At 64.5% G+C, this 13,617-nt stretch carries 13 protein-coding genes; 6 read left to right on the top strand and 7 right to left on the bottom strand.

Annotation, left to right across the window (positions count from 1 at the left end; translation table 11 throughout):
• Positions 1 to 134: 134 nt before the first annotated feature.
• On the top strand, positions 135 to 569 hold the full coding sequence (locus V7116_RS08475; RefSeq protein WP_324391470.1) for a response regulator: 435 nt from the start codon (positions 135 to 137) through the stop codon (positions 567 to 569).
• Positions 570 to 833: 264 nt separating this feature from the next.
• On the opposite strand, the gene V7116_RS08470 is transcribed toward V7116_RS08475, so the two are convergent.
• The 3 genes from V7116_RS08470 to V7116_RS08460 all read right to left on the bottom strand — a co-directional run bounded on the left by V7116_RS08470 (position 834) and on the right by V7116_RS08460 (position 4,704).
• Entirely contained in the window at positions 834 to 2,408 is a 1,575-nt protein-coding gene (locus V7116_RS08470) for an ABC transporter substrate-binding protein (protein ID WP_324391469.1), read from the bottom strand.
• Positions 2,409 to 2,656: 248 nt separating this feature from the next.
• Complete coding sequence (locus tag V7116_RS08465; RefSeq protein ID WP_324391468.1) at positions 2,657 to 4,027, bottom strand: flotillin family protein; 1,371 nt, start codon at positions 4,025 to 4,027, stop codon at positions 2,657 to 2,659.
• 62 nt (positions 4,028 to 4,089) lie between these two features.
• Positions 4,090 to 4,704: an NfeD family protein gene (locus tag V7116_RS08460; protein ID WP_324391467.1), complete on the bottom strand. Its 615-nt coding sequence runs from the start codon at positions 4,702 to 4,704 to the stop codon at positions 4,090 to 4,092.
• 189 nt (positions 4,705 to 4,893) lie between these two features.
• On the opposite strand from V7116_RS08460, the gene V7116_RS08455 reads away from it, so the two are divergent.
• From V7116_RS08455 to V7116_RS08445, 3 genes are all read left to right on the top strand, one after another.
• Positions 4,894 to 5,076 (top strand): hypothetical protein, encoded by a 183-nt coding sequence (locus V7116_RS08455; RefSeq protein WP_324391466.1) that lies wholly within the window; start codon positions 4,894 to 4,896, stop codon positions 5,074 to 5,076.
• Positions 5,077 to 5,089: 13 nt separating this feature from the next.
• Positions 5,090 to 5,884 carry a prepilin peptidase gene (locus V7116_RS08450; protein ID WP_324391465.1) on the top strand — a complete coding sequence of 265 codons (795 nt, stop codon included), beginning with the start codon at positions 5,090 to 5,092 and terminating at the stop codon, positions 5,882 to 5,884.
• A gap of 378 nt (positions 5,885 to 6,262) precedes the next feature.
• Entirely contained in the window at positions 6,263 to 7,513 is a 1,251-nt protein-coding gene (locus tag V7116_RS08445; protein WP_324391464.1) for an alpha/beta hydrolase family protein, read from the top strand.
• Between the two features lie 76 nt (positions 7,514 to 7,589).
• Here V7116_RS08445 and V7116_RS08440 read toward each other — a convergent pair whose 3' ends face one another.
• Positions 7,590 to 9,002: an FAD-binding oxidoreductase gene (locus tag V7116_RS08440; RefSeq protein WP_324391463.1), complete on the bottom strand. Its 1,413-nt coding sequence runs from the start codon at positions 9,000 to 9,002 to the stop codon at positions 7,590 to 7,592.
• A 265-nt stretch (positions 9,003 to 9,267) separates the two neighbouring features.
• On the opposite strand from V7116_RS08440, the gene V7116_RS08435 reads away from it, so the two are divergent.
• Positions 9,268 to 9,480, top strand: coding sequence for a hypothetical protein (locus V7116_RS08435; protein WP_324391462.1), 213 nt, complete (start codon positions 9,268 to 9,270; stop codon positions 9,478 to 9,480).
• A 245-nt stretch (positions 9,481 to 9,725) separates the two neighbouring features.
• The gene (locus V7116_RS08430; protein ID WP_324391461.1) at positions 9,726 to 10,028 is read left to right on the top strand and encodes a hypothetical protein; all 303 of its coding nucleotides are present in this window, start codon (positions 9,726 to 9,728) and stop codon (positions 10,026 to 10,028) included.
• Between the two features lie 98 nt (positions 10,029 to 10,126).
• On the opposite strand, the gene mnmA is transcribed toward V7116_RS08430, so the two are convergent.
• From mnmA to V7116_RS08415, 3 genes are all read right to left on the bottom strand, one after another.
• Positions 10,127 to 11,209, bottom strand: coding sequence for a tRNA 2-thiouridine(34) synthase MnmA (gene mnmA / locus V7116_RS08425; RefSeq protein WP_324391460.1), 1,083 nt, complete (start codon positions 11,207 to 11,209; stop codon positions 10,127 to 10,129).
• Positions 11,210 to 11,406: 197 nt separating this feature from the next.
• Positions 11,407 to 12,132: an N-acyl homoserine lactonase family protein gene (locus V7116_RS08420; protein WP_324391459.1), complete on the bottom strand. Its 726-nt coding sequence runs from the start codon at positions 12,130 to 12,132 to the stop codon at positions 11,407 to 11,409.
• Between the two features lie 81 nt (positions 12,133 to 12,213).
• The gene (locus V7116_RS08415; RefSeq protein WP_324391458.1) at positions 12,214 to 13,584 is read right to left on the bottom strand and encodes a pyridoxal phosphate-dependent decarboxylase family protein; all 1,371 of its coding nucleotides are present in this window, start codon (positions 13,582 to 13,584) and stop codon (positions 12,214 to 12,216) included.
• Positions 13,585 to 13,617 lie beyond the last annotated feature (33 nt).

The raw sequence follows: 13,617 nt of genomic DNA, 5'->3' as shown, positions 1-13,617 counted from the left end.
AAGGGCGCGCGGTTCCTCATCTGATGGCTGCTGTGTATTACGATAAAAATATGCAAACTTTCTGAGTAGTAATAGATAGTTATCCGGATATTTGCTGTGATCTGGCCGCCGGTCGCAAGTTAGGTGAGACCCGTATGTGCACGAAAACGATCATTCTGCTGGTTGAGGACAATGAGGACGAGGTCGCACTGACACGGCGTGCACTCAGACGCGAAAGCATGTCGTTCGAGCTGGTCGTTGCGCGCAGCGGGATCGAAGCGCTCGATTACCTGTTTGGAATGGGCAGCTACTTTGGCCGCGACCTGAGCGTCCAGCCGAGTCTCATCTTGCTCGATATCAAGCTGCCGGGCATGAGCGGGTTGGACGTGCTTCAGCGCCTGCGCATGGACCCGCGCACGCGGCTGATCCCCACGGTGATGCTGACCTCCTCGGACGAGCACAGCGACGTCGTGGAAAGCTATCTGCGCGGCGCGAACAGCTACGTACGCAAGCCGATCGATTTCAACGAGTTTGCGAACGTAGTGCGGCAGTTGGGCGGTTATTGGCTGGAGTGGAACCTCGTGCCGTGACGGGGCGAGGCGATCAATCGATCGAGACGACAGAAGCAAACAGGCCGGGTGATGTGTGTCGCCCGGCCTGTTTTTTGATCGAAGCCGGCTTTCGCCGGGACTAGAGGCTGTTATGCACTTTTCGAGTGAGAAAACGGGTTCTCCCTCACTCGTTACCCCATGATCCGTAGGGGCGGGGCTTGCTCCGCCCGTTTTTCGCCCCAGGTCCCCACGCAACAAGGTTGAGTGCGGCGATTCCCCTTCCCTCCGCTTGCGTGGGGCGCTCTAGTCGCGTGCCAGCAGATCGTAGTGCAGGAAGAAGTTCGGTTCCAGCGTGATGCCGCTGATGCCGTCCCGCGCGGCGACCTGGATGTGATCCTGCCACAGCGGGACGAGGTCGTAGGCATTGAGCAGCAGCCCGGCGACATCACGGTAGAGCGCGCCGCGCGCGGCAGGGTCATCGAGCAGCGCGGCCTGATCGAGCAGGGCGTCTTTGTCGTCGCTGGCATATCCGGCGTTGCGCGGGATCATCGACCGGGAATGCACCAGCGGGCCCAGATAGGCGGCGGGATCGGGCACGATAGGCGTCCAGGCGAACAGGAACGCCTGACCCTCGCCGCGTTCCAGCGCGCGCACGAAGGTGGACGTCTCGATGTTGGAGAACGCGCCCGTATCCACGAAATCGGTAGGCGAGAAGCTGGCGCGGATCAGTTCGCCCACTGCGCCAACGTACGCGTCGCCGTACGTTGGCTGCGAGAAATTGATCTGGAACTGGAGCCGCGACGATCCGCGCGTGCTGTACGACGCGGCACGCAGCACTTCCTCGGCGCGCTCGACGTCGGGCGCATCCGGCCAGACGGGCGCGTAGGCATCCGCGAACAGTTCAGGCACCAGGCTGGTCAACGGCGTGGCGAAGCCGTGCAGCGCGTCGTTGACGAGGCTGGCCCGGTTCAGGAACAGAGTCACACCTTCGCGGGCAAAGGGATCTTCAAACGGCTCGCGGGTGTGGTTGTAGTCCAGGTAAAACACGCGCGTGCTGGGCACGTCGATCAGTTGGATGCCGTCGGCGTTTTGCAGCGTGGTCAGGTCGCTGGTGAACAGCGCGCGCCACGCCAGATCGACCTCGCCGTTCAACAGCGCCTCGCGCAGATCCTGCGCGCGCGGATAGCCCCGCAGCACGATGCGCGGCGTCAGCGGGGCAGGGCCGAGCGTGTAGGACGGATTCGCCGCGAGTACGATGCCGTCACCCACGTCGAACGAGTCGAGCGTGTACGGCCCGTTGCCGATCAAGCCCTCCGCGAACGGCTGCGGCTGCTCGCTGGCGGCCAAGTCGGGATGCTGCGGGAAATAGGGCGGCAGCGAAAGCAGCGCGAGGAAGTAGGGCACGGGCCGTTCCAGCGTGAACACCAGATGGCCCTCGTCGTCCGCCGTGACGGTCTCGACCGCATCTTCGATCACCTGGGCAGCGTCGCGCTCCAGGGCGCGCGTGCGGGTGATGCTGTCCACGAACGTCTGCGCCGTAATGGGCGTGCCGTCGCTGAAGACGGCATCCGGGCGCAGGGTGAAGGTGTAGGTCAGACGGTCGTCGCTGACCGTGACGCTCTCGGCCAGCGCCAGCTCGTACTCGACCGTGCCCGGCACCTGACGCGTCAGCCCGGTGTACAGGTGGCTGAGCACTTCCCATGCGGCGAAGTCGTACGCGTCGCCGGGATCGAGTGAAGTGGGCAGGTCGGTCGTACCAATCGTGATCGTGTCCGGATCCTGGGCGCGGGCGGCAGGCGCGCCGCCGACGGGCAGCGCCAATGCGATCAGAAGCGCTATCAGGACGGCGGTGAGAGCGGTGCGGCGGGAAAGAGGCATAACGGAAATCTCCAGCTTGTGGGTGAGCGACACCAGTTTGTTATACGCACGCGGGGCGGGGCGTTGTCAGGCTGTGGCGCGATCCGGGAGCGGAACTCACCTCTCCCCGGTCCATTCCCTGATCCGCCGGGGCCGCGGCCCGCTCCGCCTCATTTTTGCTCCAGAGTGCGCGCGTCCGGCAAACAAACGTAGGGGCGTATCGTTATACGCCCCTACAAATTCCGAACGGTTTGTTAGGCCGTGGCGGATCAGGCCTCTTCGGGCTTGGCCGGTTCGGCGCTGCCGTTGGGGGCGGGGGCCGCAGCGGTCATGCCGGGCACGCGGTTGAGCGCGTCGATCAGGTTGAGGCCGGTCAGCGCCTCGACGGTCGCCGGGACCTGCGAGATGATGCTGGCGATGTCGCCGCTGATTTTGGACGCACCCGCGCCCTTGCCGTCGCCGTTGCTGATGACCACGATGCGCTCGGTCTTGGCTAGCGGCGCAGACACGGCGGAGGCCACTTCGGGCAGGCGGTCGATGATCTGCTGGATGAGCGCGGCCTGGGTGTAGTTCTCCCACGCGGCGGCCTTCTGCTTCATGGCCTCGGCTTCGGCCAGACCACGGGCGCGGATGGCGTCGGCTTCCGCTTCACCCTTGATGCGGATGGCATCGGCTTCCGCTTCGGCGCGCGCGCGGATCTCAAACTTCTCAGCAGAGGCCAGGGTCTGAATTTCGTACTGGCGGGCCTCGGCGGGCTTACGCACGGTGGCTTCAAGCTCGCGTTCGCGGCGCAGCGCTTCCTGCTCCTGAACCTCGATCTGCTTCTTCTTCTCGATGACTTCGATCTGCACCTGCTCGGCGCGGACGAGCTGGTTGGTCTTGTTCTCCTGCAGCGTACCGGCCAGATTGGCTTCGGCGCGCTTGCGCGACACTTCGTTGTCGTAGGCGGCTTTCTGAAGCTCGTAGTCGCGCATGGACTCGGCTTCACGCGTGCGGGCCATCTGTTCCGCGATGGTGGCGTCGCGCTTCACTTCCGCGATGCGCGGACGGCCCAGGGCTTCCAGGTAGCCTTCCTTGTCGCGCACGTCCTTGATCACGAACGTGTCGATGCCCAGGCCCATGTTCGACAGGTCACTTGCGGACACGTCCTGCACACTCTGTGCGAAGACGTCGCGCTCGCGGTAGATCTGTTCGACGGTCAGCGTGCCGATGATGGCGCGCAGGTGACCGGCCAGCGTTTCGTGCGCGACGTTGATGATCTCCGCGCGCGACTTCGACAGGAAACGCTCGGCAGCGGTGCGGATCGACACGTCGTCGCTGGCGACCTTGATCTGCGCGACGCCTTCGAGCGTGATCGCCACGCCCTGGATGGTGTACACGTCGTCGGTGACGATCTCAATCGTCATCAGTTCCAGCGAGAGCGTATCGACGCGCTCCAGCACCGGCCAGATGAACGCGCGTCCGCCCTTGACGATGCGGTACGGCTCGATCTCGCCGGTTTCCGGGTTGCGACGCTTGCGACCCGAAATGACGAGCACTTCGTTGGGGCCGACCTTGCGCACGCGTGTGGCGTACACGGCGACCAGCACGAAGAGCACAAACAGGCTCAACAAAATCACAAATGCGCCTAAGGCTTCCATCAGCGTTGTCCTTTCTGGGCGGGCTGACTATACAAGTAAAGCCGCTTCACACACGCAGGTATTCAGAATGAGATAGGCTGCTCGACCGGCGCCACGTACACGACACCGCCGGAGATCCGCTCGATGCGGACCGGCATCCCGCGCGGGACGGACTGGCCGTGTTTGGTCGAGCGCGCGCTGTAGGTCACGCGGGTGCCCTCGGCCACCAGCGCGATCTGGCCGACGCCGTTTTCGGGGATCGGCGTGATGATTTCACCCACCATGCCGATCAACCGGGACTGCCGGACCTCGCTGCTTACCGTCGGCGATAAAATGTACACGAAAAACAGCTGCGCGAGAATGCCGACGACCAGCCCGCCGAGCAGGGCCGCGCCCAAACTGGCCGCGCTGCCCGCGTCGAGCAGGGTGACGGCGATCAATCCTGACGCGCCAAAGGCCGACACGAAACTGGCAATCGCCAGCATGCTGACGCCTACCGCGTCGCCCGTATCGTGATCGCCCAGGTCGAAATTCGTGTGCACATCCAGATCCAGGTGGCCCAGAGCATCTGCGACGCCGTGGAAGAACACCAGGAAAATGGCGTACACCACGCCGACGAACAGCGCGCCCATATAGACGAGGTTCAACAAGTTGCCCTCGAACAGGTCGCTCAGCGCACTTGCCAGCGGCGTTATCATATCCGTCGCCCCTTTCTGCTGGCCGTCCGGTGGATCTACACCGACAGCCCTATGTGACACCCTGCATTATAGATTCCCACACTCCACAGGGCAATCAGTTTTGCTGACAGCGGCCTGACGTTCGTCTAAAGTTCCTGACAAATCGATTTGCGGGGTTCTGGTATAATCCGGGGCCAGGAGGACAGGCTGATGGATCGTCAAAAAGCTGCGGCCCGGTTCTGGCTGTTGGTGCTCGTCGCGCTGGTCGTGACGGTGATCGTGCTTGGCGCGTCGCTGCATTTGCTGCCGCCGCCGCCCGGCAGTCCCACGCCGACGTCGCCGCCTGTTCTGGACCGGCCCGAAGGGCTGCCGCCGCGTGCAGTAAAGGTATGAGGGGGAAAGCCAGATGGAGATCGTGATAGCGGTAGTGGCCGGGATCGTCGGCCTGCTGGTGGGTGGCCTGATCAACGCGCTGGCCGATGATCTGCCCGTGCACGGGCTTCCGCGCGCGCCGCATTATCCCGACGACAGCCCGCGCCCGGTGAGCGCATGGCTCGGTGTGACGGCCTTCCTGACCGGTCAGCGCGCGTCGTCCTTCGATCCGACCGCGTGGCTGAGCTGGCGTCACCCGATTACCGAAATCGTCACGGCGGGGTTCTTCGCGGCGATGGCTTACTGGCTGCGCGACGAGACGAACCTCGTACCGTGGATGGTGTACGTCGCGGTGCTGATCCTGATCACCGTGATCGACGTGGAACACCGGCTGATCCTGTTCGTGGTGGTGTTGCCCGCGTGCCTGTTCGCGCTGATCGTTGCCGCCGTGTCGCCCGGCGAGGAACACGCCTTCAGCGATTATCTGCTGGGCGGCCTGGAGGGCTTCGTGGTGTTTTTTGCGATGTTCCTGGGCGGGGTTGCGTTTTCGCAGGCGGCGAACACGGGCGAGATCGCGTTCGGGTTTGGCGACGTGATGCTCGCCACGCTCAGCGGCCTGATGCTCGGTTGGCGGGCGTTCATTTTTGCCGCCGTGATCACGGTGTTCGTGGGGGCGCTGGGCGCGGTCGTGTATCTTGCGGGGCGCGCGCTGATGCGCCGCCGCTACGCGCTGTTCACGCCGCTGCCGTATGGGCCGTATATCGTGATCGCCACGGTGATCATGCTGCTGTTCCGGGATGACGTGCAGCACTTATTGCAGGGCGGGTAGCTGCGGGACGTTCTTTCTTCACGCTAGCAAAATGCGGGGGCGGAGCAATCTGCCTCCGCTTTTTTTGTTTGGCGGGCGATGCAATGCACGTTTATTTTAAATCCGACAATCTGCACACTGCTCCCATTCCCTGACCCCTTCCCACGTAACCCTGTTGCGCGGGGATCCCGGGGGAAAACGGGCGGAGCAAGCCCCGCCCCTACGAAAAGCGCAATCCAGCCCCGTGGTTAATCCGCAATAACGTGACAAAACGACGGTGCTGCGCTCCCTTCATGATACACACAAACGATTGGGTGAGAACGATCCTGGCAAAAACTTTCACAACGCGGCTGCGTATGGAGAGGTGTGGATCCTTTGCGGTAAGTCGAGGAGCAACAGATGAAACGCATGCTCGTTGTGGTGGTTTTGCTGGCGCTGATGCTGCCTGCGGCGGCCTCCGCGCAGAGTGGGGACGTGACGTATCCCGACCCGTCAGGATCGTTCGGCGTGGGGCGGTTATCCCTTTACGTGAAAGACGACGCGCGCGACGAAACGCTGACGGACGATCCGGGCGACAGGCGCGAATTGATGCTGACAGTGTGGTATCCCGCCGATCCTGATCCCGGCGCGCAGCCCGCGCCCTGGCTGGATGACGATCTCGCGGCGGGCGTCGTGGCGCTGTTCGGACTCGATCCGGCGGTGCTCGATCGGGTCCACGTGCACGCGCTGTCTGGCGTGCCGGTGTCTGACGCAGAAGCGACGTATCCCGTGCTGATCATGTTGCACGGGGGCGACAGCTCGCACGCGGTGCTGTATACCGCGTTTGCGGAGGATCTCGCCAGCCACGGGTACGTCGTGGTCGGGATCACGCACACCTATAACGCGCTCATCACGGTGCTGCCGGATGGCCGCGCGCTGCCGATGCTGGAACAGGCCAGTCCGCTGTACAACCTGGCGGGCGCGGACGCGCCGCTCTACGATCAGATGGTGGGGAGCTGGGATCAGGCGCAAACCGTCCTGGAGCTGACGACCGGTGACGCACTGTTCGTGCTCGACCAACTGGCCGAGATCGACGCGAGCGATCCGGCGCTGGGCGGGCGGCTGGACCTCGACCGGATCGGGATGTTCGGGCACTCGTTCGGCGGCGCGACTGCCGTCGAAGCGATGTCGCGCGATGGCCGGATCAAGGCAGCGGCGGATCTGGATGGCAGCCTGTGGGCGACCGACTATGGCAGCGCGATCGGGCCGCTGTTGTTCCTGTGCGAAGAGAGTATGCCCGTCACGGAGCCGGTGCTGGTGCCCCCCGACGAGGAACTCGCGGCGCTGGGCCTCACGCCGGAGCAGGCGGAACTGCTGCTCGGCCAGTTTGATGCCGCCTATACGGCCTACACGAATGCGGAGACGGCCTATTCGGTCACCATCGCGGGGACGGAGCACCTCAACTTCGGCGATTCCAGCCTGCTGAGCGGCCTGCTGGCGGATGTGGCGGACCAGTTAGGCCCGATCGACTCGGTGCGGGCGCTGCGGATCACCGACGACTATCTGCTGGCGTTTTTCGACACGTATCTCGACGGCGAACCGGGCGATCTGCTGAATGGGCCGTCACCGTACCCCGAAGTGACCTTCGAGTCTCACGCGCCCGAAGGTTAGGCGCGGGCGGGGCAAAAAACAGGGCGGATCGTGTGACCCGCCCTGCGAAACCCCTGGTTGGCTCCGTGCCGCCGCGCTAGTTCGCGCTGGCCGGAATGTCGAAGCCGTGGCAGAAGACGTTCTCCGGATCGTACTTGGCCTTGACCGCGATCAGGCGGCGGTACGTGTCGGAGGAATACGCGTCGCGGGTGCGCTGGCGCGATTCGTGACCTTCAAGGAAGTTCATGTACACGCCGCTGTGCATTGCGCTGCCGAGTGCCTGCTTCATTTCGATGACATAGGCGCTGAGCGCGGCCTTCACTTCGGGCGTGGGGCTGGCCCCGACGAGGCTCAGCACCAGCGGCGCGTCGCGGTGGCTGAATGCCGCCGAATCCGCTCCGGGCCGGGCGATAGCGCCGCCCGCGTGCCGGATTTCGGTCATGACCAGCGGGTACGAGTGGTCGGTGGGCACCGCGTAGCGCAGCAGCGTCTCGACCGTTTCGTCGCTGATGCCGGTCATCCAGCCGCCCGACGCAAAGGCGGGCATGGGATCGCGCGGGTCGTTGCTGATGGCGGCGATTTCCGTGACGGGCATCGCGTGGAAGGTGTTGATGAACGGCGCTTGCCAGTCGATCCACTGCTGGATCAGGGCTTCGCCTTCTTCCACTGGCCCGGCGTAGCAGCCGCGCACCAAAATCGCGGACTTGCCGCGCAGCGGCTCCGGCACGACCGGCAGGGGCGGGAAGTTCATGATGGTGACGGCGGAGGTCAGCGCTTCTGGCGCGCTCTGGATCCAGTCGCGGAAGCGGGTGATGACCGCGCTCGCCATCTCGATTGGGTAGAACAGGTTGCCGCCGTAGATCGTCGTTTCGGCGTAGAGACGGAAACCGAGCGACGTGATCACGCCGAAGCTGCCGCCGCCGCCGCGCAGCGCCCAGAACAGGTCGCTGTGTTCGTTCGCGCTGGCGCGGATCAGCTCGCCATCCGCCGTAACGACGTCGAAGTACACCACGCTGTCGGTCGCCATGCCGTACTTACGCGCCAGCCAGCCCATGCCGCCGCCGAGCGTATAACCGACGACGCCGACGTCGGGCGAGGAGCCGAGCAGGGGGGCCAGACCGGCTTCCTGCGCCGGACCCAAAACGTGATGCCACTGCGCGCCGCCCTGAACGTGCGCGATCTGCGCTTCGGCGTCGATGACCACGCCGTTCATGCGCGAGGTGACGATGAGCATGCAGCTATCGGCGGGCAGAGTGACGCCGTGACCGGTCGACTGGACGGCGATTTCAAGCCCGTGAGCGCGGGCGAAACGAACCGCCGCGACGACATCCTCGGCGTTCTGCGCGGTCACGACCACCGCCGGGTATTGCGTAACGCTGAGATTCCACGCGCTGCGCGCGGTGTCATAGTCGGGATCCTGAGGCGTTACGACCGCGCCTTCCACCTGCGAGCGGAGCGCTGCGATCGTTTCCTGGGCCAGATCCACGGAATAGACTTTCATAGCTGCCATGGTGATATCCTCAAATCAGTGAGTAGCCATATCATGTCCTCAGAATACGCCCCGAAACGGTTACGTTCATCCGGCCTAGGGCTGATTTGAGGGTCCGACTAAAGGCGGAGCCGGCGCGATCTGGCCACCTGACGCATCGCCGGGCGGGTTAAGTGGCCCACTGGAAAACGCGCCACTGGGATGATGTGCGCGGCGGCAAGGGGGCATATGCTCTAAGGTAACCCTGTTTTATTGGGGGCCGACCCGTATCGAAGGAGAAAGACACATGGCCGACAAACACCACCCCGACGGCGGGATGAAAATGCCGGATGACGAGCGACTCCGTGACGATGGTGAGCCGGACGTGCTGCCCAGCCAGGCTGAAGGCGAGCGCGGGCAGGAGGAGCAGACGCCTAACGCACGCACGCCGGGCCAGGCCGAAGGCACGCGCGAAGAAGTAGACGAGGCGCTGCGCGAACAGCGCAAAAACGGCAAATAGCCAGGCTGCTGCGCGCAGCGAAGTGCGGAGGCAGCGGGAGTGGCGAACCTACGGGCGTGGGGCGCTGCTGTCCGACCGTCTGCGCGCAGGGCCGGAAAACGCCGGGGTATCCATATGCTCCGGCGTTTTTACGTGCGTGCATCGCGGTCTTTGTGCGATTTGGAACGGTGCTTGACTCACCTTAATTTTTAGATTAATGTGAATGCTACGGAATCGTTCGCTCTGACTCGCAAAGGAGCCGCATCATGTACGGGACTGTCGCTCGCATGCAACTCAAGCCCGGCGCGTTGGACGCGATGATGGCCTGGGGCCGCGACCAGCCGCCGCCGGACGGCGACGGCGCTATGCTCGTTTTTCAGATGGACAATAACCCGAACGAACTTTACGTGATCGTCGTGACCGAAAGTAAAGAGGCGTATCGCGCGGTGGCGGAGAGTCCGGAACAGCACCAGCGTTTCCTGCAAATGATGGAGCTGCTGGTCGCGGAACCGGATTGGCACGATGGGCACGTCATTGCCGCGCAAAGCTCAGAGTTGAATTTTGGATGATGTAAAATCTCGCTGAGGCACGTACGCGATCAAATATAAACGCCGGGGCACGCTTGGTGACCCCGGCGTTTGCGTGTAGAGAGGCTGTGCGCGCTGGTTTACAGCGCCTGGGCGATGATCCCGCCGCCGAGGCAGACGTCGCCGTCGTAAAACACCGCGCCCTGGCCGGGCGTGATGTCGCGCAGCGGCGCATCGAAAGTGACCTGCACACGATCCGGCCCGCCGGGGGTGACGGTCGCCGGGGCAGGGCGCGCCTTGTAGCGGATCTTCACCTCGGCACGGAACGGCGCGTCCGGCACGTCGCCGGAGGTCCAGTTCACGCGCCCGGCGATCAGGGAGCGGCGGCCCAATTCGTCGAGCGTGCCGACGATCAGCGCGTTGCGGGCGGGATCGGCTTCGAGCACGTAGAGCGGTTCCGGCGCACTGATGGCGAGGCCCTTGCGCTGCCCGACGGTGTAGTGGGGCAGGCCGGTGTGCTGGCCCAGCTCGCGCCCGTCGCGGGTGACGATAGGGCCGGGCTGGATGGCCTGGAGCGCGTGCTCGGCTAAAAAGCGGCGGTAGTCGCCATCGGCCAGAAAACACAGATCCTGACTGTCGTGCTTTTGCGCGACGGGCAGATTGAATTTCGCCGCCATCTCGCGCACGACCGGCTTTGCGTAGTCACCAACCGGGAACATCGCGTGGCGCAGCTTGTCCTGCGTCAAGACGCTGAGCACGTAGCTCTGGTCCTTCGCGTCGTCGAGGCCCTTCAGAAGCCGGGTCGTACCGTCCGCGTCGCGCTGGACGCGCGCGTAGTGCCCGGTCGCCAGAAAGTCCGCTTTCATCGCCAGCGCGTGATTCAGCAGCCACTCGAAGCGGATGTGCCGGTTGCATTCCAGGCACGGGTTGGGCGTGTCTCCGGCGGCATAGCGGTCGATGAAAAACTGCACGATGCTGCCCCGGAACACGTCTTGCGTGTCGATCACGTAAAACGGGATGCCGAGCTGGTCCGCGATGCGGCGCGCGTCAGCCATCTGGCCGGGGGTGCAGCAGCGGTTCGCGCCGCCGTCGCCGCAGTCCTCGGACCACAGGCGCATCATCATGCCGATCACGTCGTAGCCCTGCTCGACCAGCAGCGCCGCCGCGACGGAGCTATCCACGCCGCCGCTCATGGCGACGACGACACGTGGCTTGCTATTCATTCCAGTACTCATTCAGTCTAACCCCATACACCAACGAAACGGTATCCGAACCGGGAAAAGGTACTGCGCACTTTAACATTGAGATCCGGTAATCCGCATGAATGCCCTATCCTCTGCCCTACGGATCAAGCGTGCTTGTCTCTCCAATCAAGTTGGAGAGGGGCCGGGGGTGAGGTCTCGACGATCACCGGATCGGTTTATAAATGTGCCTGCACGCTCACTCGTAGTACTCCGGCAGCTTTTTTCAGCCCTGCCCACTGGTCCACGTCGTGACCGAAAATCACCAGCCCGATAGGCTCCCGTTCGACCAGATCGAGCAGTTTGATCGTGCTGGCGCGAATCGCTCCGGCGTCCGGGTCGCTGCCATCGTCCTGCGCGTCACGGGTGAAGCCCTCGCCGAAGGGCACCGCGTCAACTGTCAACAAGACCACCCCCGTTTGGGGCAGCCGCACCAGCACCGATTGGTGCCCCGGCACGTGCCCGCTCGTCTCGATCAGCGCCAGCCCTGGCAGCAGGTCCGTGTCCCCGTCCACCAGCCGGATGCGCTCCATGGGCTGATCCCATTCGGGTCGGTTGGCCGCAAAACGTGGATTGCTCGCCGCGTCCGCGTGTTGTGCGCGCTGAACGACATAGTGCGCCTTGGTGAAGGCCGCGTGCCGTCCGGCATGGTCGATATCATAATGCGTCGAAATGACGGTATCGATATCGTCCGGTGTTAAGCCGATGTGCGCCAACTGCTCGATGACGTCCTGCCCGTTCTCGAAATCCGTTTCTTCTTCGGGCAGGATCTCCGGCAGGCCGCTGTCGATCAGGATATTTCTGCCGTCATCCGTCTGCACCAGATAACAAACCACCGGAATCTGGTACTCCGGCATGGACCCCACCTGCATCAGATAAAGACGCTTTGCGGCATTCTGGCTCATAATCTCCTCGTCGGGCTCGCCCGCCCGTTGTTTGATGGTCCGGGATCCCCACAGCACGGCGGCGTGGGGTGGGTGAGTACCCTATACCGGGCGGCGGGTGATCGCGCCTTCGCGGGCGGCGACGCGCAGAATCGCGTCCAGGCTGCGCTCGACGTCTTCGTCGGTGGTGGCCCACGACGACACGCTGATGCGCACCGCCGGTTGGCCGTGCCACACCGTGCCGCCGCACCAGCACGTGCCGTCTGACTGGATGCCCCGCACCACGCGCTGCACCGCGTCTTGATCGCCAAACGAAACCAGCACCTGATTGAGCACGACGTCGTTCAGGATCGGGTATCCGGCGGCGGAGAGGCCGTCCGCGAAGCGCTGCGCCTGGCGGCAGGTGCGCTCCACCAGATCCGACAACCCGGCGCGGCCCAACGTTTTAATCGCGGCCCAGATCTCGACTCCGCGCGCCCGGCGCGACAGCTCCGGCGTGTATTCGGACGGTTCGCGGCGCTCCGTCTTGGGCAGATAGTCGGCGCTCATGATCATCGCCGCGCGCAGAATGTCAGGGTCGCGCACGAAGGCGAGGCCGCTGTCGTAGGGCACGTTGAGCCACTTGTGCGCGTCCGTGGCCCACGAATCGGCGTCCGCGAAGTCCGCGACGAGGTGCGCGCGATCCGGGGCGACAGCGGCCCACAATCCGAACGCGCCGTCCACGTGGACCCACGCGCCTGCGTCGTGCGCCCAGGGGATGATCGCCCCGGCGGGATCGAACGCGCCCGTGTTGACGTTGCCCGCCTGCACGCACACGATCGCCGGACCGCTGAGCGCGGGCAGCGCGTCGGCGCGCATCCGGCCCTGATCGTCGGTTGGCACGCGGACAACGCGCTTTTTGCCCAATCCGAGCAGGCCCAATGACTTCAGCAGGCTGGGGTGGGCTTCGTCGCCCACGACGACCGTAATTTCCGGCGCGCCGAACAGCCCATCGGCACCCACGTCCCAACCCTGACGGGCCAGCACCGCGTGACGTGCGGCGGCGAGCGCGGTGAAGTTGGCGACGGTCGCCCCGGTAACGAACGCGCCACCCGTGCCCGCGGGTAGGTTGAGCGCATCCACCAGCCAGCCGAGCGCGATCTCTTCCAGGGCCGATCCGGTCGGAGAGGCGGCCCACAGCCCCACGTTCTGATCCCAGGCCGTCGCCAGCCAGTTGGCCGCGACCGTCACCGGGAGCGATCCGCCGATCACGAAGCCGAAGAAACGCCGCCCCGCCGTGCCCACCGTCGCCGGAGAACCGAGTTCGTCCAACTGGGCAATGACGGTTTCGGGCGCGGAGGAGACTTCAGGGAACGGGCCGCCCAGGTCGGCCAACCGCGCGATGTCGTCGGTAGAAGGCGCAACGCCGCGCTCATCGAGGGTATCGAGATAGCGGGCGGCGCGTTCGGCGGCTAAAGAGAGCAGTGCATTCATCGGTGAGCCTTTCTACCCAGGGCCGCCTGCGGC

Origin of the sequence: Aggregatilinea sp., from assembly GCF_036822615.1 — a bacterium.
Classification (GTDB): Bacteria; Chloroflexota; Anaerolineae; order Aggregatilineales; family Aggregatilineaceae; genus Aggregatilinea.
Note: the sequence above shows the minus strand (reverse complement) of the source record. Positions and strands in the feature narration are given on the sequence as shown.

Excerpts from the sequence above, each read along its gene's own strand:
- V7116_RS08435 (WP_324391462.1), top strand. The coding sequence starts at position 9,268 with ATGGCCGACAAACACCACCCCGACGGCGGGATGAAAATGCCGGATGAC.
- V7116_RS08445 (WP_324391464.1), top strand. The coding sequence starts at position 6,263 with ATGAAACGCATGCTCGTTGTGGTGGTTTTGCTGGCGCTGATGCTGCCT.
- V7116_RS08430 (WP_324391461.1), top strand. The coding sequence starts at position 9,726 with ATGTACGGGACTGTCGCTCGCATGCAACTCAAGCCCGGCGCGTTGGAC.
- V7116_RS08475 (WP_324391470.1), top strand. The coding sequence starts at position 135 with ATGTGCACGAAAACGATCATTCTGCTGGTTGAGGACAATGAGGACGAG.
- V7116_RS08440 (WP_324391463.1), bottom strand. The coding sequence starts at position 9,002 with ATGGCAGCTATGAAAGTCTATTCCGTGGATCTGGCCCAGGAAACGATC.
- V7116_RS08470 (WP_324391469.1), bottom strand. The coding sequence starts at position 2,408 with ATGCCTCTTTCCCGCCGCACCGCTCTCACCGCCGTCCTGATAGCGCTT.
- V7116_RS08455 (WP_324391466.1), top strand. The coding sequence starts at position 4,894 with ATGGATCGTCAAAAAGCTGCGGCCCGGTTCTGGCTGTTGGTGCTCGTC.
- V7116_RS08460 (WP_324391467.1), bottom strand. The coding sequence starts at position 4,704 with ATGATAACGCCGCTGGCAAGTGCGCTGAGCGACCTGTTCGAGGGCAAC.
- V7116_RS08415 (WP_324391458.1), bottom strand. The coding sequence starts at position 13,584 with ATGAATGCACTGCTCTCTTTAGCCGCCGAACGCGCCGCCCGCTATCTC.
- mnmA (WP_324391460.1), bottom strand. The coding sequence starts at position 11,209 with ATGAATAGCAAGCCACGTGTCGTCGTCGCCATGAGCGGCGGCGTGGAT.
- V7116_RS08450 (WP_324391465.1), top strand. The coding sequence starts at position 5,090 with ATGGAGATCGTGATAGCGGTAGTGGCCGGGATCGTCGGCCTGCTGGTG.
- V7116_RS08420 (WP_324391459.1), bottom strand. The coding sequence starts at position 12,132 with ATGAGCCAGAATGCCGCAAAGCGTCTTTATCTGATGCAGGTGGGGTCC.
- V7116_RS08465 (WP_324391468.1), bottom strand. The coding sequence starts at position 4,027 with ATGGAAGCCTTAGGCGCATTTGTGATTTTGTTGAGCCTGTTTGTGCTC.